Here is a 26,416-nt window from a genome sequence, read left to right as displayed (position 1 = left end):
GGGGCGCGAAGCCAGTTGCCGGAAATTCTAGCCGACAAACCGGCCTGCCCCGCCCCTTACTTGTTGACCAGCTTCGCCGGCACCGAATAGGTCAGCAGCGCGCCGCACAGCAACACCGCCGCCAGCACGAACATCGCGGCGTCCGTGCTCTGGGTGGCATCCTTGATCAGGCCGATCATGTACGGACTGATAAAGCCGGCCAGGTTGGCAAACGAGTTGATCAGCGCAATGCCCGCCGCCGCGCCCACGCCCGACAGGATGGACGTCGGCAGGCTCCAGAACAGCGGCGAGGTAGCCAGGCTGCCGCCGGCGGCAAGCGCCAGTGCGGCCAGCGACAGCGCGGTGTTGTGGCTGAACACGGCGCTCAGCACCAGGCCCGTGGCCGCGCAGCAGAACGGCACGATCAGGTGCCAGCGGCGCTCGCGCATGCGGTCAGAGCTGCGGCTGACCAGGATCATCGAACACACCGCCACGCCAAACGGGATCGCGGTCAGCAAACCCACGTCCAGCACGCTCTTCACGCCGGTCTGCCTGATCAGCGTGGGCAGCCAGAAGGTCAGCCCGTACTGGCCCATCACCGTGCAGAAGCAGATCATGGTCATCTTCAGCACGCGCGGGTCCGTCACCACCGTTCGCAGCGACATATGGGCGGACTTCTGCGCGTTTTCGGCGGCGATATTGCGCTCCAGCAGCGCCTTTTCATCGGCCGTCAGCCAGCGCGCGGACTGGATGTTGTTGTCCAGGTACCAGAGCACGGCCACGCCCACCAGCAGCGACGGCACGGCCTCGATCACGAACATCCACTGCCAGCCGCGCAGGCCGTTTACGCCGTTCATGGCCTCCATCACCCAGCCCGACAGCGGCCCGCCGAAGATGCCCGAGATGGGAATCGCCGCCATGAACAGCGCCACCATGCGCGCACGCCGGTGCGACGGGAACCAGTAGGTCAGGTACAGGATCATGCCGGGATAGAAGCCCGCCTCCGCCGCGCCCAGCAGGAAGCGCAGCACATAGAACTGCGTGCTGGTCTGCACGAACATCATCGCCGCGGAGATCAGGCTCCACAGGATCATGATGCGCGAGATGGTGGCCTTGGCGCCGATGCGATGCATCAGCAGGTTGCTGGGCACCTCGAAGAAGAAATAGCCGATAAAGAACAGCCCTGCACCCAGCCCGTAGACCGCCTCGCTGAACTGCAGGTCGGCCAGCATGCTCAGCTTGGCAAAGCCCACGTTGACCCGATCCAGGTAGGCCACCACGTAGCACAGCATCAGGAACGGCAGCAGCCGCCAGGCCACCTTGCGGTACACCGCGTCCTCCCTCGCCTGTGCCTGCGCCTGCGGCACGGAAATGGCATCCGGCCCGGCATGGGCGGTTTCAGTCGGAATCATGGAAGTCTCCTTGGTTTGTTCGAGTCATCGGCGTGGCAAAGCCTGGATTGCATCCGGCACGACGCCATATCGTCATACCGGTCTGATCAGTAGATGCCGAATGGTAGGGAGGCACCCTGCCGGTGTCAAGGAGCGATTGGACTGGGGAAAGCCCGCATCTGAAGGCCGATTTCGGCGAGAATGCCCGCTGACTGGAGGATTGCACCAACATCCGTCGCTTGTGCGGAATCGAGACTTGCTGCAAAATCCGGCCTAACTGGTCAGACCAGTTAAGGCTGGCCCGCATGATGCATGCCGCAGGGCAGCCAGCCGCTTGCAGGCCGACATTCAGCTAGGAGACTTTGATGGATACCACGCCCCCGCCCATGGCATCAGCCATGGTGCGCCTGCATCCGCAGCCGCTGAGCGCGGCCGCCTTTGCGCCCTTCGGTGACGTGATCGAGGCGCGCCCTGCCGGCGACCCCGGCGCCTTTCCGATCAACGGCGGCATGGTCACGCGGCACCATGACCTGGCTGCCGTGGAACTGGAAGGTGGCCGGGCCCTGATCAACCTGTTCGAGGCCAAGCCCTACGCGTATCCGCTGGAGATCGCAATGCTGGAACGCCATCCGCTCGGCAGCCAGGCCTTTATCCCGTTATCGGAGCAGCCCTTCGTGGTAGTGGTGGCGCCAGCTCGCGACGTGCTGGATCCCGCTTCGCTGCGCGCCTTCATCACCAACGGGCGGCAGGGCGTCAACTACCGCCGCGGCGTCTGGCACCACATGCTGCTGGCCGTGGACGCGCCAGCGCGCTTTGCCGTGATCGATCGCGGTGGGGATGGCAACAACTGCGAGGAGCGCACGCTGGCGCAGCCGTTGCTGCTGGAACTCCCGCCGGCGCTACACGCCGCGTGAGTGTGTGGAGGCGACCGCGACAGGCCGCGGTTACACCAGGCCCGTTGCAGCCCGTCGCGCTTACTTGGCGTCCGGCCAGGAGACCTGCTTCCAGTAGGCCTCCTTCGAGCGGATCTTGCCATTCACCACCCGGTAGACCTCCAGCCCGGCCGCGTCCACCCTCTTGCGGCTGCCGCTCGCCGGCACCCGCACGCGAAAGCGCATGATGGCCAAATCACCGCAGTACTCAAGCTTGACGTCCGACAGCACCGGCGCATTGGCCTTGTCTTCAAAGAAGCGCTGCTTCAGGTAGTCCGTGGCGGCAGCCTTGCCGCGCACAACCAGGCCATGTGGGTCGGATTCGCCGGTGGGCAGGGTCCAGACGAACTCATCATCCAGGCACGCGGCGATGCGCTCCATGTCTGCGCGGGCAAAGGCGGCGAAGAATTCGCCCATCACTGCTTTCACGTCTGATTCGGCCATCTTGTCTCCACTTCTGGTTATGGTCGCCGGCTAGGGCGGGTTGTCCGGGCATCTTGGCCAAAGGCCGGGGTTCGTACCACCACCCGAAAAGGATGGGCCGGGAAGCGGATTCGACGGCCGGTCGCTAAGCCACCAACGACCGGAACTCCCGCGCCATCGCCGGGGCCACCTGGCTGGCGCACTTGGCCAGGTTCACCTGCATCGCCGTGGCCGCGATTTCAAGAAGCGCCGGTTCAATGTCGTAGCCGCGCTGCCCCAGCCACACGATCACATCCAGCAAGTGCCACAGCGAACTGCTGCCTTCATGCACTGGCACCGGGAAGGAATCTGGGTAGCCAAGCATCAGCTTGCGCATGTTCTGGCGAGACACACCAACCATCTCGGCAATATCCGTCAGCCCCACCAGGTCGGGCGCCGCCTCGATCAGCGTGGCCGACGGCATGGCACGGCGGGCATCGGCCAGGGCACTCACCATGGCCGCGCGCGCCGACTCTGCTTCGCGGACAAACGCCAGTGCCACGCGGCCCGGCAGGCCGGTGCCCACCAGCGCGTCATCACACCCCGCCTCGGCCAGGCGTTCGACCAGCGCATCGGTATCGCTGTCCGCCTGCGACAGGTGAAACTTCAGGGTGAAGGCGTATTCCATGGTCATGTCCTGAATTGCAGTACGCGCAGCGTTGTCACGTCCCGCTGATGCGAGCAGTTGTCCACGATCCGCCTGATGGCGTTGGCGTGGTTGCCCGGATTCTTCGGCGTGCTCCAGACGCTGGATACACAGAACTCGCCGCAGCGGCATTCCTTGTCGTTGTCGGGGCAGTAGATGCGCCCCCACGCATGACCGTTGCCCTTCGCCTGCTCGACACGCCAGGCATGCAGCTCTGCATGCCTGAGTGCGGCTTCAATCTCCTTCTTTGGGTGCCTGGCGCGGGTCATTCGTGTCTCCGAGACTAGATGCGCAATGACTGGTTGTCAAGTGACAACCAGAAAATAGGCACAATCCGAGTGGATCGGAGAATTGTCTTTGGACTGGCCCGAGTGGGAGTTGAGAGGACTCTGGAATCGGCGGAAACGAAGTCGTAGCCGGGTGATGCAGGTGTCAGGGCGCACTATTCACGCGGGGTGACAACGACTCCGCGCAACGCGGCGCGTTCGATCGCCGCCTCAACCAAGCCTTCGGATTTCGCGCTCTCGACAAACTTGCGCGCGTAGGCAGCGCTGTAATCCCGTCCTTTCGGCGTTGCCATCCCGGCCTTCTCCCCGCCGGACCGGCCCTCTAGCACGCGCGAACCCGCGAGTTTCTCAGCCTGGCTGTACATACCGGCCTTGGTTCCGAAAATGACATCTGCCCTTTCGGCCCGCAGCGATTCAACCATGTCTGCAATAGTTGAAGACCGAACCAGCGTGGCACTCCGTATAGTGCTGGCAAGATAGGCATCCGGCGAGCTCTTTTCCACCACGCCAATCCGGATACCGGGCCTGTCGACGTCCGCCAGCGTGGTGATGCGCGAACCCTGCGGAACGAGGTAGCTGAACTCGACCTCCATGTATGGCGCGGTAAAGTCCACGACCAACGCGCGCTCGGCACTGATCCCCATTGTGGCGACATCCCACTCCCCGGTTTTTGCGCCGGCGATCAACGCCGGGACCGAAGTGTAGGCAACGGGTTCGAACGAAACGCCGAGACGCCGCGCCATTTCCTTGCCGAGGTCAACGGCAACCCCTCTGAACTCCCCTGACGCAGCATCCTTCGTCGCATGGATCGGGGATCCCGATATGAATCCGACGCGGAGTTTCCCCGTCGGCGCCAATGCGCTCCGCGCATCGGGCGTGGGTGCCGTCCGGGTTCCCCCACAGCCAGCGAGTACAAGTGCAAGGATTACCGCCAGCCGTTGAATCGCGCGCATGCTATGCCAATTGCCGCAAGCCACCGCCTCTCCATCAGGTATTTGCCACGTCCGATGCCTGCTATGGTCCTGCCCGCGGCTTGCACCGCTTTGAGACATCCATAGCCCCGCACCAGGCATCACTTCTTCCTGGGATCATCAGCCGGGTTGACGAAGTTGAAAGCCCAGGGCCCCGACGCATTGATCTGGATAACGGTTTCCTCCTTAGTCCAGCCAAAGTGGCGCATCTTGGGTGGCATGACAAGCAGGCTGCCGGGGCCGAGCGGTGAGGTTTTTTCCGGGTCGAGCTTGGCCCATGCCATAGTTGAACGTCCCGGAAAGCACCGTCACCCGCTCCACGCCTGGGTGCCAGTGCGCCGGCACCTTAGCATCCGCGGGCAGCTTGATCCGGGCCGTGAACGGCTCTTTCTTGTCCATCTTCCCCTCGAGGACGGCAAGTTTGGCACCCGGTATCAGTGGCAGGTCCGCCCATTTGACCTCTTCGGGGGTGACCATGACCATGCCGCCCGGCGGGGCAGCAACTGCCGCAGACATCGTCAGGCAGACGCCGAAGGCCAGTGTGGCAATCGGGGGAAGCTTGTTTTTCATGGCGCGCTCCTTGCTGAGACGGCTACCAGACGGTAGAAGCGGCGCGGCAACGGCACAGACCTCACTGATGCCATCTTGCACCCGATTCCGCCGCCAGCCGCGCTGGTGACACCCACTGCATGGCACAGGTTCAGGCATGCAGGCTCGAGCGTCTTAATCGCCCAAAGCAATAATGTGATGCATATCGCGGGCCCCCCTTGTTAGGAGGCTGACGAGCGGGCGCGTGACGCTCGCGCGATGTGTCGGTTGCACGGTAAATCAGCCAGATCGTTTCAATTGTGAAACACCGGCTAGCGTACGAGGCCCCGACATTCAACTCCCCTTCCATACCGGCGACCGCCGGTTCACAAACGCATCCACCCCTTCGCGAAAGTCGTTGCTGCCGTAGCACAACCGCACCAGGTCATCCGTGTCAGCCACCGACTGCACCGTCTGGCGCCGCAACGCCTCCTTGACCACCAACTGCGTGACAGGCGCCAGCGCGCCAAGCCGATCGCAAAGCGAGGAGACCTCGGCCTCCATCACCTCGGCGCTATACACACCCTCAAGAAACCCGCACGCCAGCGCAGCATCGGCGTCGAGGATCTGCGCCAGCAGCAGCATGCGGCGCACCGGCTGCAGCCCCCAGGCCGCACGCAGCTTGGCAAGGTTCAACGCCGACAGCGTATTGCCCAGCGTGCGCGCAATCGGCACGCCGAAGCGGGCCTTGGGAGTAGCGACGCGGAAGTCGCACGCAGTAGCGATGGCCAGGCCGCCGCCCACCGCCCAGCCTTCGATAACCGCTACCGTTGGCATCGGCAGTTGCTCGACAAGGCGGACGCCTTCGTCGATGCGCGCTTCGTAGGCAACCCCGTCCTCGCCGCTGGAGAACTGCTGGAACTGCGCAATGTCAGTACCTGCAACAAAGGCCTCCCCACCCGCGCCGCGCAGCACCACCACACGCGCACCCGCATTGCCTTGCGCCGCAAGCGTGCGGCAATGCGTGGCGAGTTGCTCGTACATGGCCCACGTCATCGCATTGCGCGCGGCCGGGCGGTCGAACGTCAGCGTCGCGACCTGCCCCTGCATCGTGAGCGTGACCTGACCGTCGGTGCCGGGACCGCCCTCCGGCGGCAGCGCGGCCTTCATGATCCGAATGCGCCGGCTACAGTCGGCGACTGTTGTTCGTCCTTCGGGATACCCAGCTCGGCCAGGATTTCTTCCGTGTGCTGGCCAAGCAGCGGCGGCGGGCGCCGTACCTGCTGGGGCGTGCCGCCCATCTTCACCGCGAAGCCGATATTGGGCACCTTGCCCTCGATCGGATGATCGATTTCGATGCGCATCTGGCGGTGGCGGCCGTGCTCGCTGTCAAAGGCCTGCGGGTAGGTCAGGATCGGCCCGGCCGGGATGCCGACGCCGAGCAGGCGTTCGATCCAGTAGTCGCTGCTCTCCTTGACGAAGCTCTCCTCCAGCATCGCGATCAGTGCCTGCCGGTTGGCCAGGCGCAGCGCCACGGTGGCAAAGCGCTCGTCCGCCAGCAGGTCGGGCCGGTCGAGCGTGTTGCACAGCAACTGCCACAGCTTCTGGTTGGTGGCCCCCATGACGAAGTAGCCATCGGCGGACTTCATCGCCTGGTAAGGCGCGCTCATGCGGTTGGCCGTGCCCAGCGGCTCGGGCTCGCGGCCCGTGCCCCAGTATTCGCAGGTGTCCCACACCGAGAACGCCAGCGCGGAATCGAACAGCGACGCATCGACATACTGCCCCTTGCCCGTCTCCCTGGCGCCGATGTAGGCAGACAGCATGCCGTAGGTGGCGAACAGCGCGCAGCCGATATCGGCCACCGGCACGCCCGCCTTCACCGGCGCGCCGCCCGGGTAGCCGGTGACGCTCATCACGCCCGACATCGCCTGCGCCATCAGGTCAAAGCCCGGCCGCCCGGCCCATGGCCCGCTCTGGCCAAAGCCCGAGATGCTGCAGTAGACCAGCTTGGGATTGATCCTGGCGAGGGTCTCGTAGTCGATCCCCAGCCGCTTCATCACGCCGGGGCGGTAGTTCTCAACCAGGATGTCGGCCGTTTCCGCCAGGCGATAGAGCACCTGCCGGCCGGAATCGGTCTTCAGATCCAGCGTGACGCTGCGCTTGTTGCGGTTCATGTTGAGGAAGCCCATGCTGTCCGGCCCCTTCATCTTGAAACCCATGGCGCTGCGCGTTTGGTCGCCTCCCTCAGGCGGTTCGATCTTGATCACATCGGCGCCCAGATCAGCCAGCAGCATGCAGGCGTAGGGCCCGGCCATGACCTGGCTGACGTCGAGCACGCGCACGCCGGCCAGCGGCAAGTTGGAGGCAGGCGCCTGTGCGCCGGAGTCGCGGAAATCTGTCATGGGGTGCTTCTTCCTGGATAAATGGATGGGGCAGCGTGCGCGCGTGCGTCGGGTCTCGGCCATCGGCTTGCAGCGCTCAGCTCTCGGCCTTTACGCCGGCGTCTTTCACGACCTTGGCCCACTTGGTGGACTCAGAGGCGATGAAGGCGGCGAACTGCTGGTTCGATCCGCCGGAGTCCTCGGCGCCAAAGCTCTTGAGCCGCTCGGCAACATCGGGCATGGCCAGCACGCGGTTGACGTCGGCGTTCATGCGCTGCACCAGCGCCGGCGGCATGTTCTTCGGGCCCACCAGGCCGTACCACGACGCCGCGTCCAGTCCGGGGAAGCCGGACTCCGCCAGCGTCGGCACATTGGGGTGGCTGGCCGCGCGCTTCAGGCGGGTCTGCGCAATCGCGATCACCTTGCCCTGCTGGATAAACGGCGTGGCGGCGGTCATGGTGTCGAACGCATAGTCGATCTGGCCGCCGATCAGGTCCGCGACCAGCGGGCCCGAGCCCTTGTAAGGCACGTGCACCACGTCGAGCTTGGCCTGCAACCGGAACATCTCCAGCGCCAGGTGCTGCGCCGAGCCGATACCGGACGAGCCAAAGGAAATCTTCCCCGGCTTCTGCCGGCACAGCGCCACGATGTCCGAAACGCTGCGCACCTTTTGTTCCGGACGGCAGGTCAGCATATTGGGCGTGACGCCCACCATCGAAATCGGCGTGAAGTCGGTGCGCGGGTCGTACTTGACGTCCAGCAGCGCCGGGGCGATCGCGTGGCTGTTCACATGCGCCATCAGCAAGGTAGTGCCATCAGGCGGCTGCTTGGCCACATAGGCGGCGGCAATGGCGCCGGTGGCGCCGGGCTTGTTCTCCACCAGCACGCTGGTGTTCCACATGACCCCGAGCTTCTGCCCGATCACGCGTGCCAGCACATCAGTGCCGCCGCCGGGGGCGAAGCCCACCACAATGCGCACCGGGCCGGCGATGTCGGCGGCGCGCACCAGGCTGGGTATCGCCAGCCCGGCCGCTGCCGCCAGAATGAATTGTCTGCGCTGCATTGCGTGTCTCCGTCCTGTAGTTATGGAGCCATCATCCGCAATGCATCCGCCGCGGGCTATCGCTATTTGGGGGATTCTGGTTTCGCGTTTTGCGCAAGCACCTCCAGCACGCTGACTGCAGCCGAGGAAAGTGCCCCATGGGGCCGATGGCACAGCACAAACTGCCGCTGCGCCCAGGGCGCGGCGATGGGCAGCCGCACGAATCGGCTGCCGGCCGCCACCTCACGCGCAATCGCCTCCGGCATCACCCCGCCGCCCAGGTTCTGCGCCACCAGCGCGGCCATGCTGTCGAATCCGCCCACGCGCATGCGCATGCGCAGCACGCGGCCGGCCTCCTCCGCCAGCCGCTCCAGCACGATCGAGATCGCCGAGCTCTCGCTGAGCACGATCAGGTCGCAGTCCAGCACGTCGTCCGGCGTGACCTTGCGGCGCCGCGCCAGCGCATGGCCGCGCGCCACCACCAGCACCAGTTCGTCGTTCCGATAGGGCGCGGTCGGCAGGTCGATCACGCCCAGGCTGCCGTCGTAAATGCCGATGTCAACGGTGCCGCGGCGCAGCGACTGCTGGACTTCCGCGCTGTTCATTTCCTGCAGGTCGATGCGCACGCCGGGGCAGGCGGTGGCGCAGCGTTGGATATCGAAGGGGAGGAACTGGATGACGGCGGATTTGGGCGCTGCTACCCGGACCACGCCCAGGTCGCCGCCGACAAAGGAGGCGGCGTCGTCCTGCATGCGCTGGACGGTATGGGTGATGCCGCGGGCGTGAGCCAGCAGTGCGCGGCCGGCTTCGGTCAGGGCCATGCCGTGGGGGAGGCGTTCGAAGAGGGAGACGCCTAGTTGGGCTTCCAGTTCGAGGATGCGGCGGGAGGCGGCTGCGGGGGCCAGATGGAGGCGTTCGGCGCCGCGGGTGATGCTGCCGAAGTCGGATACGGCGATGAAGAGCTGGACGGTGGTGAGGTCGAAGTGCAGGCGGGGGGTGCGTGAGGGGGGTGAGGACGTCACGATGGTCGGCGCTTATGCAGGCGTCGTCGCAGGGGGCGAGCTACGGATTGAGGGAAGAGGAAACCGTTACGGGCGCCTTGGAATGCGGTACCGCGCGCCACCTGATTCTCCACTTATCAAGCGGCGTCAGCAACTGCGGATTTCCCGCGCAACCCTTGCGAGGGTGTCCGGCGTGACAGGCAGACCAGACCACGCGTCGACGGTGGAACTGTGAGCTTTCGCTCAGGCAATATGGAGAACCTCCGCGATCTTGTCGACGACCTTTACCCCGAGCTTTCCGTAGCCGTCCGCAGTCGGGTGAATCTCGTTCTCCCAGTCCGCCGTGGCGCCATCGTCGTCTGTCCCGGCCGGGTCCAGCGTGTCGCGCGTGTCGGCCACATGAAAATTCGGGATGCCGGCCTGGCGAATGACGTCATCGGCAAGTCGGTCGGTGAATTCATTGGCCAGGGCAATCCAATCATCCTCGGGAATGCCATAAACCTGCAGCGCCGGAAACAACCATGGCCCACGGCCCAGCCCCGCACCGCTGTCACGCGGCGTGGCGTAGTCGTAGGTGTGCGTGATGATCGGCGTGTTCTGGTTCTGCGCGCTGATCCGGCGCAAGAAATCCAGGGCCCGGTACTGGTCCAGCATATACCGTGTGAATGCAGTCCAGCCCGGTCGCGAGATAAATGTACTGATCGCGTCAGGGCCATCCCATTCATCTTCCGTCAGCAGCAGTCTGTCGTTGGGCGGCCTGCGATGGCCGTTGGCATCGTTCGGCGTGGTCTGGATGGCGTCGATCAGGTCATTGCCGCCACCGGACAACAGGATGACGCTCCAGGCCTGGTCGTGCGGACCGACGAGGAAACTGTAGAACAGCGGATCCTGGCGGCTGTCGAGCATATGCGCCAGGGTATCGCCAGGATCCGCGCAATCCACGGCGATGGCGCTGCGCGACAGCCACATGTTCATCAGCAAATTTGAGCCGCTAAACGGCCTCAACGTATTAATGGAGAACCAGGAGTCCCCCTGGGCCAGGCATTGCAGGTCGAAGTCGCTCAGGATCGGCGCGCCTTCGCGCATCATCTCAAAGGACTGCACCGGCTTGAGTCGGTTGGGGCGTTCAGCTGATCCCGGCATCGCACTTCTCGCTCTACTCTCTACAACTTTCCAGACCCGCCTGGCCGGTAGCGCTGCCATCAGCAACAGGCTGGTCCACACCGCTTTCTTGTCGTTGAAGGAAAGCGTAGGCGCTGCCATGGCAATACCAAGTCATCGCGCTTGAAGTCTGGTCTGCACGGAATTAAGAATGCTTCAGTCATGAAACACCTCGCACGTGCAGCGAGCATTATTTACACGGCGCATCGATCGTCCCAGGTGGCAGCCGGGGCTCCACCTGAACACAGCGTTAAGCAGTCGCCGGGCAAGCGCCTGTGGCTCGCGGTGCCCTGGCCGCTGCCTGCTTCTATTCCACTTGCCTTTCTCGTGAAACCCAATAGCTTTGTACTAAACAGAGCTCGATGGCCCACTAGTGACAAGGCAACTGTCAAGGCTGCGGTGCCGGGCGCGGGAAGTCGAGCAAGCGCGCATAAAGACTTTGCTGACTGACAGCAAAGTGGCTTTCTTTGTCTGTTACGTCATACAAGCGCGTTTCACTCCATTGGCGTCTTGATGGGCGCGAACGACCGGGGCACTTACCGTTGGCCGGTTCCTATGAAAGCACGCCATCAATCCCTTTTCGATCTCGTCCGCTCAGGGCTTCTATGTGTCACTGTGGCACTGTTCGCCGCCTGCGGCGGGGGTGACGACGGCAAACCAGCGACCAATCCGCCTCTCCGATTCCAGGTGGTGTCGTTTGGCGACAGCATTTCTGATGTAGGAACCTATGCGCCAGTTGCGCAACTGGTCGGCGGCGGGCGTTTCACCACCAACCCTGGACAGGTGTGGACCCAAAATGTTGCGAACTTCTTCGGCGGGACGCTGACCGCGGCGCAAACCGGCGGCTATGGGGCACCGGTACGGGATCACGCTGACGGACTGGGTTACGCCCAAGGAGGCGCCCGTGTAACGGATCCCAACGGCATCAATTTCAAGGCCAGTGGACTCGGCGCGTTGACGGTACCGATTGCAACGCAGCTACAAAACCACCTTTCAGCGCACGGTAACTTCAATGACGGCCAGCTTGTTCTGGTCCAGGGAGGCGGCAGCGATATCCTGATCCACGCCGGCGCAGTTACGGGAGGAAGTGAGACAGCCGCTGACGCGGATCAGGCCGTGACGCTTGCCGCGCAGCAATTGGCGGCAATCGTCGGAAAGATCCTCCAATCCGGAGCCAAGCATGTCGTTGTCTCAAACGTTGGCAATATCGGCGTCTCACCGCTGGGGGTCAGCGACAACAGCCTCGGGTCCCTTCTCACCGGGATGACGTTAACCTTCAATTCAGCGTTGACGAACGCGCTCCAGGCCGCAGGCATCCAGAACCAGGTCATCAACATTGATCAGTTCGGCTTCATCAACGATGTCCTGGCCCATTTCAAGGAGAAGGGATTCCAGGTCAGCAATACCGGGACCGGCTGCAACCTGCAGCTTCTGTCCAAGGAGATCGAAGTGAGTTCGCTGTTCTGCTCACCAAAGACCTACACGGTGCCGGACGCTGATCAGACCTACATGTTTGCTGATGAGGTCCATCCGACCACGCATCTTCATGCGCTGTTTGCGACGCTGGTGGAGGAGGCGGTGCAGGCGGCGAGCAAATAGGAGAGCGAATGGGGGCAAATCGATCGTTCCGCAACTTGTTGCCGTGCTCCACATGCTTTAGCCGCGCACCGACACTGGCACGCATCGGAGCCTCGACCCAGTCCCCCACTTGTCAACCGGCACAAACAATTGCGGCTTTGCTCAGCTGCGGTGTCACTTTTGTGCGTAGCCGATCCGAGCCGTCGTAACGTACCGCCGCACCGCCGTGACGATGGCATGGACAATGCGGGCCTGATTTCCCGGATCACTAACGTAACCCTCGTCAGCGGGATCAACAATCACACCCGCTTCCAACAGCACGGCAGGCATCTCGGCTTTTCGGAGGACAACCAGATCGTCGAATCGGTAGATGCCGAAATCGGGCGCCAGCAACTCCCGTGATTCGCCTTCGATTGGCTCCGCATGATGCAGCGTCGGTGGCCGGCCCAGCTTGCGCATTTCCGTCCCTAGCATCTGCGCGACGGCGAGGCTTTGCGCGTAGTGCGCGTTGCGTTGCGACACGAAGATGGAATAGCCGGAAATGGGCCGGGTGGTCCGATACGCGTCCTGGTCGCCAACTGCGACCTTTTCGAGGTACTGCAACTGCGCCGAGTCGTGGTGGATCGACAGGAACAGGTCGGCCTGCCGCTCGTTGGCGAAGCGGGCGCGCTCTTCCAGCGACACGTTGTCGCCCGGCCCGCGGGTCAGCACCACGTCGAACCCGGCCTGTGTGAACGCCTGTACCAGCAGCGAAGCGAGGCCGTCGTTGTAGCGGACCTCGCGGATACCACGCACGCCCAGTGCGCCGCCCTGCGCCGGTGTGTGGCCGGGATCGATGACGATGCGGGCCGGACGCGTGCCGATGGCTGGCGGCGACGCGATGGCGAGGGCGGGCAGGCAAGCTGCCAGCCATGCCAGCACCGCGCGGCGCCTGGCGGAGATCACCGGCGCCATCGGATCAGTTCCAGGCCTTCTTGGCGATCATGTCGTTGCGGCAGGTGCCCGCCTTGCATTCGCGCACCCGGTCGCGCAGGTATTCAGCACGGTCACGGTTCACGCGGTAGTTGCAATCCACGTCAATCGCGCCGCCCTGCTCGCATGACGCGTCGCGGTACTTGATCCATTCCAGTTGGGTGTCCTTCAGCTTCTGTTTCACGCTGTCTCCAACCATGCCACGCAGTTCGTTGTAGCTCCCGTTCAGTTCTTTGTCGGATTCCAGAAACAGCTTGGCAAAGCAGTAGGTCTTGTCGTAACTGGTGCGGTACTTGTCGCATTCGTTGGCGGCCTGGGCAGCGACCGGGGCCAGCAGAGCAAGAGTCAGAGCAGAAAGAATGGCTTTCATCGGTTTCGTATGGAGAAAAGGTTGGATTTCCTGCATGTACCCGAGCGGTACCGCCTGGCTGGCTGAACGGGTGCGCGTAGTGTATCTGCGGCAACTTGCCGCCGCATCTGGTGCTGTGGTGCCTTTCATACGCGCGGTTCTCAACCGAGACATACCTATGCCTTACTGCTTCCTTGGATATGGCAGGCATACGGCAGTGACCGTACGCCTACCTCTAGCCTGCGCAATTACAACGCATTCGCGCGTACCAAATCCAACGATTCACACACAATTGCCAATTGCTCGGCGAGCGCGGTTGAAGCCGACGTCATTGGCAAACGCAGCTCATCAGACAGCCAGCCATGCCTGGCCAGTAATGTCTTGACCGGACTTGGGTTAGGTTCTGCAAACATAAGCCGAATCAGCGGCATCAGGACATGGAAAAGGTGGCGGGCGACACTCAGGCGCTGGTCAGCCACAGCGCGCCACAACGCCGAGAAGAGATCAGGCCGAATGTGCGCGGACGCAACGATTGCCCCCTGACCGCCCATACACAGCGTGGCAAGCAGTTGGTGGTCCTCTCCCGCGAGGACAGCCAGGCGGCCATCGGCGATCAACGCCTGTGTAGTTTCAGCGTTACCGCCGCAGTCCTTGATACCCCGAATATTGCCGTGATCCGCCAACGAGAGCAGCGTTTCGGCGCTCAGCGTCACACCGGTTCGGTAGGGGATGTCATACACCACCAGTGGTGCCCGAGATCTATCGGCCAGCGCGCGGAAGTATTCCCTCAGTCCTTCCTGCGACGGTCTTATGTAGTACGGTGCAGGCGCCAAGACCCCGGCCAGCGGGCGTTCGCCAATCCTGTCCAGACGGCTCAGCACATTCCGGAGATTGTTGCCAGCCAAGCCCATCATGACCGGCAGCCCCCCGGCCTCGGCCAGCACGGTATCCAGAACGGCCAACTGTTCCGCCTCATCGAGCGCGGCGGCTTCGCCGGTGCTGCCGCACACCACCAGCCCCGCCAAGCCGCTGCTGCGGTAGTGGGCAACTAGCCGCCGCAGCGCGACGTGATCCACCTCATGGTTGTGAAAAGGGGTGACCAGGGGTAGCCAGATACCACGATAGAGATAATCCACTTCTTGCATTGCATGCTCCGGATCGACCGATTCGGAAACCGCACAGGCAAGCGACGGAGCAAGATGCGCTCAAGACGGTAAGGGAGGGATTGGCAGACCGTCTTCTACACTGATGCTGTTCCGTCGCTCAACTGACGGAACAGCACGCTCCGGTCAGATGAGCGACTGTTTTTTGGATTTGGCGCGCGCGCCCCACTGCGGCTGGTTCGCAGTGAGATCAAGAGAGAGGGAGGCGGGGCGGCGGCTCATGATTGCGTCAATCTATCCGCTTCTCGGCAATTTCGTCAAGCCTGGCTTGGAAGGGACTCTCTTCCAAGGGGCTATCGAAATCAACGCCCCAACCCGGGGCTTCGCGGTACTCCATCCAGCGAAAGCAACTCCATTCGCGCGTTATCGAAGCGCGCACACTCTACCTTGAGCCACGTCGAGAAAATGGTCGTGCGCCGATCCTCAGGATTACGAGAAAGCAGCATGTAGCGCGCCGGCGCACGTACGTGCTTGCCGAAGACATTCACCAGCCGTCCGCTCCTGATCTCGTCATAGACCAGGGCCGTACGCCCCATCGCCACCCCGTGGTGGTTCAACGCCGCGCTGATGGCAAGGCTCGACAGATTGAATTGCGGCCCCTCCAGATGCGCAATCCATGTCGGTTGAAAGGCCTCAAGCCATGTCCGCCATTCCACAAACTCGGCTGCGCCGACCCACGGCGATGCGTCATGCAGCAACACGACGCCGTCGAGCGAAGCGCCGTCAGATAGCCCAGGATGTTGGGTGAGGTACTCGGGTGTGGCCACCGGAATCAGGTACTCGTCCAGCAAAACGTCAGCTTGCAACTGGCTGTAGCGGACGGGGTCGTAACGCACTGCCACGTCAATGTCTTCCGCCTCCATCGATTGCCTGTCCAGGGCCTGGAACTCGGCTTTCAGGCGCACGGATACATCCGGCTGCTCGCGGTGGAACTCAGTCAGGCGCGGCATCAGCCATTGCAGCGCATACGACGGCAGGCAATTGACCTGCAAGGGCGCATTTGGCAGGCCGAGTCGCTGGATCGTCTGCTGAATCTCGTGCAGTGCGCGCGTGGTCGTCTCGAACAGCGCCTCACCCTTTGGCGTCAGTTTCAAGTTGCGCGGCTGGCGCACGAAGAGCACGTAGCCGAGACGGTCTTCCAGATGGCGAATCTGCTGGCTCACCGCGCTTTGGGTGAGGCTCAGCGATTCGGCAGCCTTGGTAAAGCTCAGCAAGCGCCCCGCGGCTTCGAAACACCGCAGCGCGCCGAGAACAGAGGAATCGAGCTGCATTCGTATTAGCCTGACTAATGCATGCGTTAGAAACGATCGCTATTTTTGCACGATTACAGCGTCTACGATCACGGTTCATAGGGAATTCCTTGGAGAAAGACGTGATGGCCACCCTGCCGCTCACTCGTGATCTATTAGCAATACTTCAATTGAGACAGCCGCTGCTTTGGCTGAATCCGAGGCTGGGGCAACCCCTGCCGGCTTCCGCCCCATCGACGGAACTGATCGCATCGGCCGAGGCGCGCCTTGCGCGCTGTGCACCGCTCATGGCGACGCTGTTTCCCGAACTGGGTTCAAGCCATGGGCAAGTGGAATCCCAATTGATGCCGGCCACCGCACTCCAACACGCGATCGCCGGCAACGATGGCGCCGAGGGGGCATGGTTCATCAAGCGGGACGACGAACTGCCGATTGCCGGTTCCATCAAGGCTCGCGGCGGCTTTCATGAAGTGCTGGCGATTGCCGAATCCATCGCGATCGAGCACGGTGTCCTGAAGCCGGAGGGTGATCGCCGCCTGCTGGCGACGGCGGCAGCGCGCGCGCTGTTCTCGCAATACTCGGTGACGGTCGGCAGCACGGGCAACCTCGGCTTGAGCATCGGCGTGATGGCGGCGGCTCTCGGGTTCGATGCGGTTGTACATATGTCCGCGGACGCCAAGGCGTGGAAGAAGGACCGCCTGCGCAAACGCGGCGTACGCGTCGTGGAACATGAAGGCGACTACGCTGAAGCCGTGGCAGCGGGCCGGGAGCAGGCGCTGGCTGCGCCGCGCTGCTATTTTGTTGATGACGAGCGCTCCGCCATGCTCTTCTTCGGATACGCTGCCGCGGCACGCCACCTGGCGCGCCAGCTGGCGGAAGCCGGCCGCGTCGTGGATGCCGCGCATCCGCTCTTCGTCTATCTGCCCTGCGGTGTCGGCGGCGCTCCCGGTGGGATCACTTACGGGCTCAAGGCACTGTTCGGCGAACATGTGCACTGCTTCTTCGCCGAGCCCGTGGCCTCGCCGTGCGTACTGGTGCAGTTGGCCTCAGGTGCGCAAGCTCCCGTATCCGTCTACGACATCGGCCTGGATAACCGGACCGACGCCGATGGCCTCGCCGTCGGCCAGGCATCCCACCTGGTCAGCCGGTTGATGGCTTCCCAACTCGCCGGCGTGTTCACCGTCCCCGACGATCAACTCTACGTTCAGTTGCTCGCGCTCAAGACGTCGATGGGCGTGGAAGTCGAGCCGTCAGCGGCCGCCGGCATCGGAGGCCCGGGCTGGCTGCGTCGCTCGCCCGAGGGCCAGGCGTATGTGCGCGATCACGGATTGCACATGCACGACGCCACGCATGTGATCTGGGCCACCGGCGGCTCGCTCGTCCCGCCCGAGGAGCTTCGCCGGTTCCAGGATTACGCCGCAACACTGGCCGGCCATGCTTCTGGCGCGATGCAACAGGCAGCCTGACCCTCTCGTCGTCGCCCCCCACAATACAAGGAGACCCTTTTATGGAGCAGCACGCCGCGCTTTCGCCCGATGTTCAGGGGCGACCTGACACTTACGCATTTGAAGACGCCACCTACCGCAAGGTCGCCCTGCGCTTCATCCCGTTCCTGATGCTGTGCTACGTCGTCGCGTATCTCGATCGCGTGAATATCGGCATCGCCAAGCTCAACATGCTGGCCGACCTGCAATTCAGCGAGGCGGCCTATGGGCTCGGCGCAGGGCTGTTTTTTATCGGCTACATGCTGTTCGAGGTACCGAGCAACCTAATCATGCATCGTGTCGGCGCGCGACGCTGGATTGCCCGCATCATGATCTCCTGGGGCCTGCTCTCGGGAGTCATGGCATTTGTCACGACACCGTTGCAGTTCTACACGGTACGCTTCCTGCTCGGCGTCGCCGAAGCCGGCTTCTACCCCGGCGTAATCCTCTATCTGACGTACTGGTTTCCGAATCGCCGCCGCGCCAAGGTCACGGCCATATTCCAGGCGGGCATTCCAATCGCCGGCTTGCTCGGCAGTCCTTTGTCGGGCTGGATCCTGGAGCGCTTTCACCTGGTCGGCGGTCACGCCGGCTGGCAATGGGTGTTTGTGCTCGAAGCCCTGCCGACGCTCCCGCTGGCGATCGGCGTACTGTGGATCCTGACGGATCGCGTCAAGGACGCCAAATGGCTGACACCGGCGCAACGCCAGTTGATCGAGAACGATATCGCGCAGGATGATCATGGCCGGGAACACATCCCGCTGACCGGCATTCTGCGGGACATGCGGATCTGCAAGATCATCCTGATGACGTTTCCCGCGATGATGGCGTTGTACACACTCGGCTTCTACCTCCCCACGCTGATCAAGGACGCTGGGGCGGTCAGTGGCGTACAGATCGGCCTGCTCAGCGCGATTCCGTATTGCGTGGCCGTGGTGGCCATGGTGCTGGTGGGACGAAGTTCGGATAGGCATGGAGAGCGTCGCTGGCATCTTGCCAGCATCATGCTGGTGGGCGCTTTCGGGCTCGTGGCGAGCGTTTTTGCGGGACAGAATCTCGTACTCGCCGTGATCTCGCTGTCGATCGCGGCGGCGGGGATCATCAGCTTCTCGCCGATCATGTGGACGTTGCCGACGGCATTCCTCGGCGGGGCGACGGCAGCAGCATGCATCGGCGCGATCAACAGCCTGGCGAACCTCGGCGGCTTCGTCAGCCGGCATAGCGCCGCACAAGTTGAACTTCTTCCTAAAAATCCGTGCAGCCTTCCCCGGAATTCTTCGAAGAACCTTTTTTTGTTGCCATCGGACTCCTGTTCCCCGGCCTTGCCGTCCTCTCACTGGTAATGGGTGCATTCACTACTACCAGTTTCCAGGTATTGCACAGGGCCTGGTGCGGACTCATGATGGACTACCTTCGCTGAGCCAATAGCGCTGCGCGAAAGCCGGCGCTAGCACTGCTCATCATTCCAGTCTACAAGAGGCACCACATGAAACCCACCCTGATCAGTCTGGAGGCATTTAAGAGTAAGACTGCGCTTTCTGGCTTTCGAGGCAGGAATAAGCTACTGAAAATCGACTTTCTGCTGGAGACATGGGTGACCAATCCACCGCCGACAGCGGATGGGCGTATGCAGCATCTTGGCACCCTCTTGGTTGCGTGTGACGAGTGGATGAAAATTAAGGAGGGGAAAGAATCGAAGAACAGCGCGTTGCGAAGCGTTGCTGTGCAGGACCTTCGCAAGCAGGTGCTCTTACTTATGAACTACGAGCAATTCCAACGCAAGAAGCAACTCTCCGGCCCCCGTATGGGCGTTCCCCTTCAACCTGGCTACTCCGTCGAGCGAGTGCTGTTCAATCAAGCTAGGAACCAGTTTCGCGATGCGAGAACGTATGGATTGGACGTGACGATTTCGCCGGTGGGCGGAAGCTTCGCCCATGATGCTCACACAAGGCAGCCATCTCCGTTGGTCCAAGGTCGACAGTTCGATCAGTTCACGCCAGAGGACTTCACTGCCTACGAGAAGCTGGCTCCCATCTCGAGCCAAAGCATGTATGTCCACTATATGCGCAAGCATGAGCGCCTTGGAACGATGCTTACCGTGTCAAATGGGCGGCTTAGCCGCAACGGTGCCTGGTATTCGACGCCCAGGGGCATCACGATCTATGCCATGGATCTCTACGGAAACCTGTTCGTGCAGAACAGCACCGAAAACGGGCGCCTGGTCGGCAACGTCAGCTCGCAATTCAATCACTCGTCGCTCAATGCTGGCAATAGTGTGATCTGCGCTGGCGAGATTGTGGTCAAAGATGGCATCCTTCGCGAAATCTCCAACGCCAGTGGGCACTATCGCCCTACCAGAGAAAATCTAGTCGAATGCCTGCGCGTACTAGCGGATGATGACCTGAACATGGACGAAGCAATAGCGATCGTCCATACGGCTACAGGGGACGAGCACGATTCTGTCGCCGCCCTTTGCGCGCCGGGGCAAGTGACCGCTTCGACCCCGCCGCCTGGCAGGCCGCGAGCGAACCGCCACGCGCCGCCGCCTCGATTTGAGCCTGCCGCCGAGCCAAGTCGCGGATGGACGAGGGGCACGAAGCCTCAGACCCCGCCGCCTCAATCAGAGCCCGTCGCCGAGCCGAGCCGCGGATGGAACAACGGCAAGCCATCGTAAGGTTGAGCCTACAAATGGCTGAGGGCTACCTAAGCCCATGGACAGCCGCTTGCGATCGGTCACAGCCGGGGGGTGTAGTGGTCAAGTTATTTCGGACAGGCTCCATGGAAAACACTTGTGCCTTTTGCTGCAACCGTCGGAACGCTGGGCAAAACAAAAGTCGTCCTCGGTCACTTTCCGCCTCCAGAATAACATTACGATCTTTCACAGTCGACTCACGGAATCGTTCCGTCGAAAGAAGATTGCCGTAAGCGTTTTGTTTATTTTTTCTATTCTGGGCGGGACGGGGCATTTTTTTGAAGTATGGATTGCTAGGTTGACAGATCAGGCGGACCAAGCCTGAGGAAAAAGGCAAATTCTAAATGATTAGGTTGGGCATGGCGATCAAGAGTAACGCCTTACCAAGCGGGGTCTATTTTTGGATTCGATTTCGCAAAAAAAAGGAGCCCTCTGGGCTCCCTTCCTTGCTTAAGGCCATCTCAATCCCAGCTCAACGCCCCACCCGTCTGATACTCAATAACCCGAGTCTCAAAGAAGTTGCGTTCCTTCTTCAGATCGATCATCTCGCTCATCCACGGGAACGGATTCTCCTCATTCGCGAACAACTGATCCAGCCCAATCTGCTGGCAACGGCGGTTGCAGATGAAACGCAGGTAACCCTTAAACATCGGCGCATTCAACCCCAGCACCCCACGCGGCATCGTGTCCTCAGCGTAGCGATACTCCAGATCCACCGCCTTCTTGAACAACTCAGTAATCTCAGCCTTGAACTCCGCCGTCCACAGATGCGGGTTCTCCAGCTTGATCTGGTTGATCAGGTCGATACCAAAATTGCAGTGCAGCGACTCATCGCGCAGGATGTACTGATACTGCTCGGCAGCCCCAGTCATCTTGTTCTGCCGCCCCATCGCCAGGATCTGCGTAAAGCCCACATAGAAGAACAGCCCTTCCATGATGCAGGCGAACACGATCAGGCTCTTCAGCAGCTTCTGGTCGTTTTCCGGCGTGCCAGTCTTGAACGACGGGTCGGTCAGCGTGTCGATGAACGGGATCAGGAACTCGTCCTTGTCGCGGATCGACTGCACTTCGTGGTACGCGTTGAAGATCTCGGCTTCGTTCAGGCCAAGGGACTCCACGATGTACTGGTAGGCATGGGTGTGGATGGCCTCTTCAAAGGCCTGGCGCAGCAGGTACTGGCGGCATTCCGGCGCGGTGATCTGGCGGTAGGTGCCCAGCACGATGTTGTTGGCGGCCAGCGAGTCGGCGGTGACGAAGAAGCCGAGGTTGCGCTTGATGATGCGGCGCTCGTCTTCGGTCAGGCCGTTGGGGTCTTTCCACAGGGCGATGTCGCGGGACATGTTGATTTCCTGCGGCATCCAGTGGTTGGCGCAGCCGGCCAGGTATTTTTCCCACGCCCACTTGTACTTGAACGGCACCAGCTGGTTGACGTCGGTCGAGCCGTTGATCACGCGCTTGTCGGCGGCGTTGACGCGGCGGTTGCTTTGCGCGGCGGCGGCGTTGGGGTTGTCGCCCAGGATGCCGGGCTGCGTGGCGGCCGGCGGCAGAACGCCTTGCTGGTCGGCCGTGGCGGCAACAGCAGCGGGTTGCAGGGCAGGCTGCGGTGCGGCCTGCGGGGTGGCTTGAACGTCGTCGTCCCAGCTCAGCATGATGTGGTTCTCCGTGATTCGATTTGGGGGCGGCGGTTTGGTCGGTTGACGCTTCACTTCGTGGTGGCGCCGGCCCTCACCCCCGCCCCTCTCCCGCAAGCGGGGGAGGGGAGCAAACCGAGGGTGGCTTTTACTCTCTTACGTTATTGGCAGGCTTCGCATTCTTCAAAGCCAGGGTCGCCCGGGCGCATCGTGCAGACCGCGCCTTCGGCTTCCGGCATGGCCGGGGCCGATGCGGCGGCTGCGTCCAGGGCGGAGCCGCTGTCGCTGCCCGACGACACTGCGTTCAGCGAGCCGCGCGACACGGTGGACTTCTCCACGTGGGTCGCAGCCATGGTGCGCAGGTAGTAGGTGGTCTTCAGGCCGCGCAGCCAGGCCAGCTTGTAGGTGTCGTCCAGCCTCTTGCCCGAGGCACCGGCCATGTAGATGTTCAGGGACTGGGCCTGGTCGATCCACTTCTGGCGGCGGCTGGCGGCTTCCACCAGCCAGGTCGGCTCCACTTCAAACGCGGTGGCGTAGATGTCGCGCAGGTCTTGCGGGATGCGGTCGATGCGCGACAGCGAGCCGTCGAAGTACTTCAGGTCGGCAACCATCACCTCGTCCCACAGGCCGCGTTCCTTCAGGTCGCGCACCAGGTAGTCGTTGACCACCGTGAACTCGCCCGACAGGTTGGACTTGACGTACAGGTTCTGGAAGGTCGGCTCGATGCAGGCCGACACGCCGATGATGTTCGAAATGGTCGCGGTCGGGGCGATCGCGATGCAGTTCGAGTTGCGCATGCCGTGCTGCTTGATGCGGGCGCGCAGCGCGTCCCAGTCCATGGTGGCGGACATGTCGACATCCAGGTAGCCGCCGCGCTCTTCGGCCAGCAGCTTGAGCGAGTCTTGCGGCAGGATGCCACGGTCCCACAGCGAACCTTCATAGGTGCTGTAGCGGCCGCGCTCTTCGGCCAGCTCGGTCGAAGCCTTGTAGGCGTAGTAGCACACCGCTTCCATCGAGGTATCGGCAAACTTGACGGCGGCGTCGCTGGAGTACGGCGTGCGCAGCACGTGCAGGCAGTCCTGGAAGCCCATGATGCCCATGCCGACCGGACGGTGGCGCAGATTGGAATTGCGCGCCTTGTCCACGGCGTAGTAGTTGATGTCGATCACGTTGTCGAGCATGCGCATGGCGGTGCGCACGGTCTTCTGCAGCTTGGCGTGATCCAGCGCGTAGGTGCCGTCGGCCTGCTTGGCCATGTGGGCGACCAGGTTGACGGAGCCCAGGTTGCACACGGCGATCTCGCTCTCATTGGTATTGAGCGTGATTTCCGTGCACAGGTTGGAGCTGTGCACCACGCCCACGTGCTGCTGCGGGCTGCGGATGTTGCACGGATCCTTGAAGGTGATCCACGGGTGGCCGGTCTCGAACAGCATGCCCAGCATCTTGCGCCACAGTTGCAGCGCCGGCAGCTTCTTGAACAGCTTCAGTTCGCCGCTGGCGGCCTTGGCTTCATAGCCCAGGTAGGCCTTCTCGAATTCCTTGCCGACCTTGTCGTGCAGGTCCGGGCAGGTGGCGGGCGAGAACAGGGTCCATTCGCCGGCTTCCATCACGCGCTTCATGAACAGGTCCGGAATCCAGTTGGCCGTGTTCATGTCGTGGGTGCGGCGGCGGTCGTCGCCGGTGTTCTTGCGCAGTTCCAGGAATTCTTCGATGTCCAGGTGCCACGTTTCCAGGTAGGCGCAGACGGCGCCCTTGCGCTTGCCGCCCTGGTTCACCGCCACGGCGGTGTCGTTGACCACCTTCAGGAACGGCACCACGCCTTGCGACTTGCCGTTGGTGCCCTTGATGTGCGAGCCCAGTGCGCGCACGTTGGTCCAGTCATTGCCCAGGCCGCCGGCAAACTTGGACAGCAGCGCGTTTTCCTTCAGCGCTTCGTAGATGCCTTCCAGGTCGTCGGAGACGGTGGTCAGGTAGCACGACGACAGCTGCGAGCGGCGGGTGCCGGAGTTGAACAGGGTCGGCGTGGACGACATGAAGTCGAACGACGACAGCAGCTGGTAGAACTCGATGGCGCGCGCTTCACGGTCCTTCTCGTTCAGCGCCAGGCCCATGGCCACGCGCATGAAGAAGGCTTGCGGCATTTCGATGCGGGTTTCATCGATATGCAGGAAGTAGCGGTCGTACAGGGTCTGCAGGCCCAGGTAGTTGAACTGGAAGTCACGGCCGGCGTCCAGCGCCGCGCCCAGGCGGGCCAGGTCGTAGGTGGCCAGTTGCTCGTCCAGCAGTTCGGCTGCGATGCCGCGGGCGATGAACTTGGGGAAGTACTCGGCGTAGCGGCTGGACATCTCGGACTGGGTCACTTCGGTGCCCAGGATTTCCTTGCGGATGGTGTGCAGCAGGATACGGGCGGTGACCTGGCTGTAGTCCGGGTCCTTTTCGATCAGGGTACGCGCGGCCAGGATGGCGGAGTCGTACACCTGCGTCATCGGCACGCCGTCGTACAGGTTCTTCAGGGTTTCCTTCAGGATCGGCTCGGCGCTCACTGCATTGCCAAGGCCGCTGCAGGCGTTGTCGATCAGGTCGTGCAGCGCGGCGATGTCCAGCACGTGCGTGACGCCGCCATCGGTCACGTTGACCGAGATGCCGCCTTCCTGCACGCGGGCCACGGCCTGGGCGTTGGCCTGGGCGCGCTCGTCCTTGCGCTTCTCGCGGTACAGCACGTAGGCGCGGGCCACTTCATGCTCGCCCGAGCGCATCAGCGCCAGTTCCACGTGGTCCTGCACGTCTTCGATATGGATGGCGCCGCCGTTGGGGCGGCTGCGCACCAGTGCGCGCACGACGTTGTCAGTCAGTTGCTCGACGATCTCGCGCACACGCGCGGACGCGGCGCCCTGCCCGCCGTTCACGGCGAGGAAGGCCTTGGTCATGGCAACGGCGATCTTGGACGGCTCGAAAGCCACCACGGCGCCGTTGCGTCGAATGATCTTGTGATCCGGGTAGTTCGTATTGGCGGCGTTGGCGGGGGTCTGCTGCGCGGTCGGTGCGATACCGGCGGCGGCGCCACCCGTGGTGATTTCGTTCTGGGCCGTTTGCATGAGAACTCCTGTTTTTACCCTGGAAATAAGAGACAAAAGAGTCCCTGGCGAAATGCGGCGAAAAGAACGTCCCTCCCGGCGTGAAGTCGGGGGCGGACAGACTGCCTTTACGTGAACATTTCGCCAGGGACTCTTGTGATTCGCTGGCCTTAGCGGGCGGTTTCGAGACGATGCACGAACTTCGTGATCCCTGACTCGCCCTTGGGCCGGCTCCCCGGTTTGACTACTAGATATAGTGTGTGATGCGTGAAACTGGGCTAAGTATAGTGAAACGAATCCGAATGACCAGTCTTGACAAGCGCTTTTTCGGGGGCGGGTGCGCCGATGCGGCAGCGCCACATGCCCGCAAGCCTAATACTCGCAAGGGTTTTCGCCAGACCGTTCGCAACTGCACATTTCACAAAAATTTTTTTGATTGTTGCGACGTTGCGATAGCCCCACCCGGAGGTAGGGCATGTGCGCCGGAACGGGGCGCACGGGGATGGGGAATGAGGTTAAGGATTCGTCACCTGGCCAGCCGCGCCAGGGCACTGGTAGGGCAACATGCCCGGCGCCACGCCCGCCTGCCTGGCGAAGCGCGCCCAGTCGAAATGCGGGCCGGGATCGGTCTTGCGCCCCGGGGCGATGTCGCTATGGCCGGCAATCGCGCGCACCGGGTAGGCGGCCAGCAGCGCCGGCACCAGCGCGGCCACGGTGTCGTACTGGGCCAGGGTGAACGGCAGGTCGTCGCAGCCCTCGATCTCGATGCCGATGGAAAAATCGTTGCAACGGGCGCGGCCGAAGAAGTCCGACTGCCCGGCGTGCCAGGCCCGCTGCGTGCACGGCACGAACTGCACCAGCTCACCCTCGCGCGTGACCAGGAAGTGCGCGGACACCTGCACCTGGTGGATGGTGGCAAAGAACGGGTGCTTGTTGGGATCGAGCCGGTTCTGGAAGAAGGCCTCGATGTCGCCGCTGCCGAACTGGCCGGGCGGCAGGCTGATGTTGTGCAGCACCACCAGGTCCACCGGCATGCCGGCCGGGCGCTCGTCGAAGTTGGGCGACGGCACGCGGCGCGCGGCGGGGACCCAGCCGTCGGCATCGGGCAGGTAGCGGTGCGTGGGCTTGGTCATGACGTGCCCTCGCCTTCCACGGCGCTGCGATCGGCGGCGTCCATGGCCTCGCGGATGCCCAGCTGCTGGATGCGGTAGCGCAGCTGGCGCAGGTTCAGGCCCAGCAGCGGCGCGGCCGCGGTGCGGTTGAAGTTGGTCTGCGCCAGCGCCTGCAGGATCAGCTCGCGCTCCACGGCTTCCAGCCTGGCCGGCAGGTCGATCGGGAAGACGATGCCGCGGCAGGCACGCTCGGCGGGGTCGCCGGCGGGCTCAGGTTCGGCCGCGCTGGCCGGGGCCGGTGCCACGGGTGGCGGCTCTGCCAGGGCCGGC

24 protein-coding genes are annotated in these 26,416 nt (G+C 62.9%); 5 read left to right on the top strand and 19 right to left on the bottom strand.

Annotated features, from left to right (window positions below; genetic code table 11):
* Positions 1-56 precede the first annotated feature (56 nt).
* Positions 57-1,391: an MFS transporter gene (locus CF68_RS07575; RefSeq protein WP_035817131.1), complete on the bottom strand. Its 1,335-nt coding sequence runs from the start codon at positions 1,389-1,391 to the stop codon at positions 57-59.
* Between the two features lie 344 nt (positions 1,392-1,735).
* Between CF68_RS07575 and CF68_RS07570 the strand changes: the two genes are divergently transcribed.
* Complete coding sequence (locus CF68_RS07570; RefSeq protein ID WP_084187116.1) at positions 1,736-2,284, top strand: ureidoglycolate lyase; 549 nt, start codon at positions 1,736-1,738, stop codon at positions 2,282-2,284.
* 60 nt (positions 2,285-2,344) lie between these two features.
* Here CF68_RS07570 and CF68_RS07565 read toward each other — a convergent pair whose 3' ends face one another.
* From CF68_RS07565 to CF68_RS07520, 10 genes are all read right to left on the bottom strand, one after another.
* On the bottom strand, positions 2,345-2,746 hold the full coding sequence (locus CF68_RS07565; protein ID WP_035817130.1) for a nuclear transport factor 2 family protein: 402 nt from the start codon (positions 2,744-2,746) through the stop codon (positions 2,345-2,347).
* Between the two features lie 124 nt (positions 2,747-2,870).
* On the bottom strand, positions 2,871-3,392 hold the full coding sequence (locus CF68_RS07560) for an AlpA family transcriptional regulator (RefSeq protein ID WP_035817129.1): 522 nt from the start codon (positions 3,390-3,392) through the stop codon (positions 2,871-2,873).
* A 2-nt stretch (positions 3,393-3,394) separates the two neighbouring features.
* On the bottom strand, positions 3,395-3,679 hold the full coding sequence (locus CF68_RS07555; protein ID WP_035817128.1) for a hypothetical protein: 285 nt from the start codon (positions 3,677-3,679) through the stop codon (positions 3,395-3,397).
* 173 nt (positions 3,680-3,852) lie between these two features.
* The gene (locus CF68_RS07550) at positions 3,853-4,650 is read right to left on the bottom strand and encodes a transporter substrate-binding domain-containing protein (RefSeq protein ID WP_035817127.1); all 798 of its coding nucleotides are present in this window, start codon (positions 4,648-4,650) and stop codon (positions 3,853-3,855) included.
* Positions 4,651-4,854: 204 nt separating this feature from the next.
* Positions 4,855-5,238: a cupin domain-containing protein gene (locus CF68_RS07545; protein WP_235205696.1), complete on the bottom strand. Its 384-nt coding sequence runs from the start codon at positions 5,236-5,238 to the stop codon at positions 4,855-4,857.
* A 312-nt stretch (positions 5,239-5,550) separates the two neighbouring features.
* Positions 5,551-6,366 (bottom strand): enoyl-CoA hydratase/isomerase family protein, encoded by an 816-nt coding sequence (locus tag CF68_RS07540; RefSeq protein WP_035817126.1) that lies wholly within the window; start codon positions 6,364-6,366, stop codon positions 5,551-5,553.
* The gene (locus CF68_RS07535) at positions 6,363-7,598 is read right to left on the bottom strand and encodes a CaiB/BaiF CoA-transferase family protein (RefSeq protein WP_035817124.1); all 1,236 of its coding nucleotides are present in this window, start codon (positions 7,596-7,598) and stop codon (positions 6,363-6,365) included. The genes CF68_RS07540 and CF68_RS07535 overlap by 4 nt, the downstream gene beginning before the upstream one ends.
* A gap of 76 nt (positions 7,599-7,674) precedes the next feature.
* The gene (locus CF68_RS07530) at positions 7,675-8,640 is read right to left on the bottom strand and encodes a tripartite tricarboxylate transporter substrate binding protein (protein ID WP_035817122.1); all 966 of its coding nucleotides are present in this window, start codon (positions 8,638-8,640) and stop codon (positions 7,675-7,677) included.
* A gap of 62 nt (positions 8,641-8,702) precedes the next feature.
* The gene (locus CF68_RS07525) at positions 8,703-9,641 is read right to left on the bottom strand and encodes a LysR family transcriptional regulator (protein ID WP_051591451.1); all 939 of its coding nucleotides are present in this window, start codon (positions 9,639-9,641) and stop codon (positions 8,703-8,705) included.
* 222 nt (positions 9,642-9,863) lie between these two features.
* Positions 9,864-10,883: a GDSL-type esterase/lipase family protein gene (locus tag CF68_RS07520; protein WP_235205695.1), complete on the bottom strand. Its 1,020-nt coding sequence runs from the start codon at positions 10,881-10,883 to the stop codon at positions 9,864-9,866.
* Positions 10,884-11,336: 453 nt separating this feature from the next.
* Between CF68_RS07520 and CF68_RS07515 the strand changes: the two genes are divergently transcribed.
* Positions 11,337-12,380, top strand: coding sequence for an SGNH/GDSL hydrolase family protein (locus tag CF68_RS07515; protein WP_035817320.1), 1,044 nt, complete (start codon positions 11,337-11,339; stop codon positions 12,378-12,380).
* Positions 12,381-12,533: 153 nt separating this feature from the next.
* Here CF68_RS07515 and CF68_RS07510 read toward each other — a convergent pair whose 3' ends face one another.
* The 4 genes from CF68_RS07510 to CF68_RS07495 all read right to left on the bottom strand — a co-directional run bounded on the left by CF68_RS07510 (position 12,534) and on the right by CF68_RS07495 (position 16,120).
* Positions 12,534-13,313, bottom strand: a complete 780-nt coding sequence (locus CF68_RS07510; protein ID WP_051591449.1) for an N-acetylmuramoyl-L-alanine amidase — start codon at positions 13,311-13,313, stop codon at positions 12,534-12,536.
* A gap of 4 nt (positions 13,314-13,317) precedes the next feature.
* A complete protein-coding gene (locus CF68_RS07505; protein ID WP_161786859.1) occupies positions 13,318-13,830 on the bottom strand; it encodes a lysozyme inhibitor LprI family protein in 513 nt (170 codons plus the stop codon).
* Positions 13,831-13,928: 98 nt separating this feature from the next.
* Positions 13,929-14,825: a 4-hydroxy-tetrahydrodipicolinate synthase gene (gene dapA, locus CF68_RS07500; RefSeq protein ID WP_035817117.1), complete on the bottom strand. Its 897-nt coding sequence runs from the start codon at positions 14,823-14,825 to the stop codon at positions 13,929-13,931.
* 320 nt (positions 14,826-15,145) lie between these two features.
* Complete coding sequence (locus CF68_RS07495) at positions 15,146-16,120, bottom strand: LysR family transcriptional regulator (protein WP_051591448.1); 975 nt, start codon at positions 16,118-16,120, stop codon at positions 15,146-15,148.
* 98 nt (positions 16,121-16,218) lie between these two features.
* Here CF68_RS07495 and CF68_RS07490 point away from each other — a divergent pair, with 98 nt between their 5' ends.
* The 3 genes from CF68_RS07490 (at position 16,219) to CF68_RS07480 (ending at position 20,251) form a co-directional block, all read left to right on the top strand.
* Positions 16,219-17,559, top strand: coding sequence for a D-serine ammonia-lyase (locus tag CF68_RS07490; protein WP_035817115.1), 1,341 nt, complete (start codon positions 16,219-16,221; stop codon positions 17,557-17,559).
* A gap of 41 nt (positions 17,560-17,600) precedes the next feature.
* A complete protein-coding gene (locus CF68_RS07485; RefSeq protein WP_200872538.1) occupies positions 17,601-18,920 on the top strand; it encodes an MFS transporter in 1,320 nt (439 codons plus the stop codon).
* A 143-nt stretch (positions 18,921-19,063) separates the two neighbouring features.
* Entirely contained in the window at positions 19,064-20,251 is a 1,188-nt protein-coding gene (locus CF68_RS07480) for a hypothetical protein (RefSeq protein WP_035817113.1), read from the top strand.
* A gap of 479 nt (positions 20,252-20,730) precedes the next feature.
* Here the strand turns inward: CF68_RS07480 and CF68_RS07475 are convergent, their stop codons facing one another.
* The 4 genes from CF68_RS07475 to CF68_RS38110 form a co-directional block, all read right to left on the bottom strand.
* Positions 20,731-21,918, bottom strand: coding sequence for a ribonucleotide-diphosphate reductase subunit beta (locus CF68_RS07475; protein WP_035817111.1), 1,188 nt, complete (start codon positions 21,916-21,918; stop codon positions 20,731-20,733).
* Between the two features lie 143 nt (positions 21,919-22,061).
* On the bottom strand, positions 22,062-24,995 hold the full coding sequence (locus CF68_RS07470; RefSeq protein WP_035817109.1) for a ribonucleoside-diphosphate reductase subunit alpha: 2,934 nt from the start codon (positions 24,993-24,995) through the stop codon (positions 22,062-22,064).
* A 494-nt stretch (positions 24,996-25,489) separates the two neighbouring features.
* On the bottom strand, positions 25,490-26,107 hold the full coding sequence (gene ampD / locus CF68_RS07465) for a 1,6-anhydro-N-acetylmuramyl-L-alanine amidase AmpD (RefSeq protein WP_035817107.1): 618 nt from the start codon (positions 26,105-26,107) through the stop codon (positions 25,490-25,492).
* Positions 26,104-26,416 (bottom strand): helix-turn-helix domain-containing protein (locus CF68_RS38110; RefSeq protein WP_035817105.1); only part of this gene is annotated, 313 nt, incomplete at its 5' end. The genes CF68_RS38110 and ampD, both read right to left, overlap by 4 nt.

The sequence above is a fragment of the Cupriavidus sp. SK-4 genome, from assembly GCF_000611125.1.
In the GTDB taxonomy this organism is placed as follows: Bacteria; Pseudomonadota; Gammaproteobacteria; order Burkholderiales; family Burkholderiaceae; genus Cupriavidus; species Cupriavidus necator.
The sequence above is the reverse complement of the archived record's forward strand: the minus strand, read 5'-3'. Positions and strand labels throughout refer to the sequence as shown.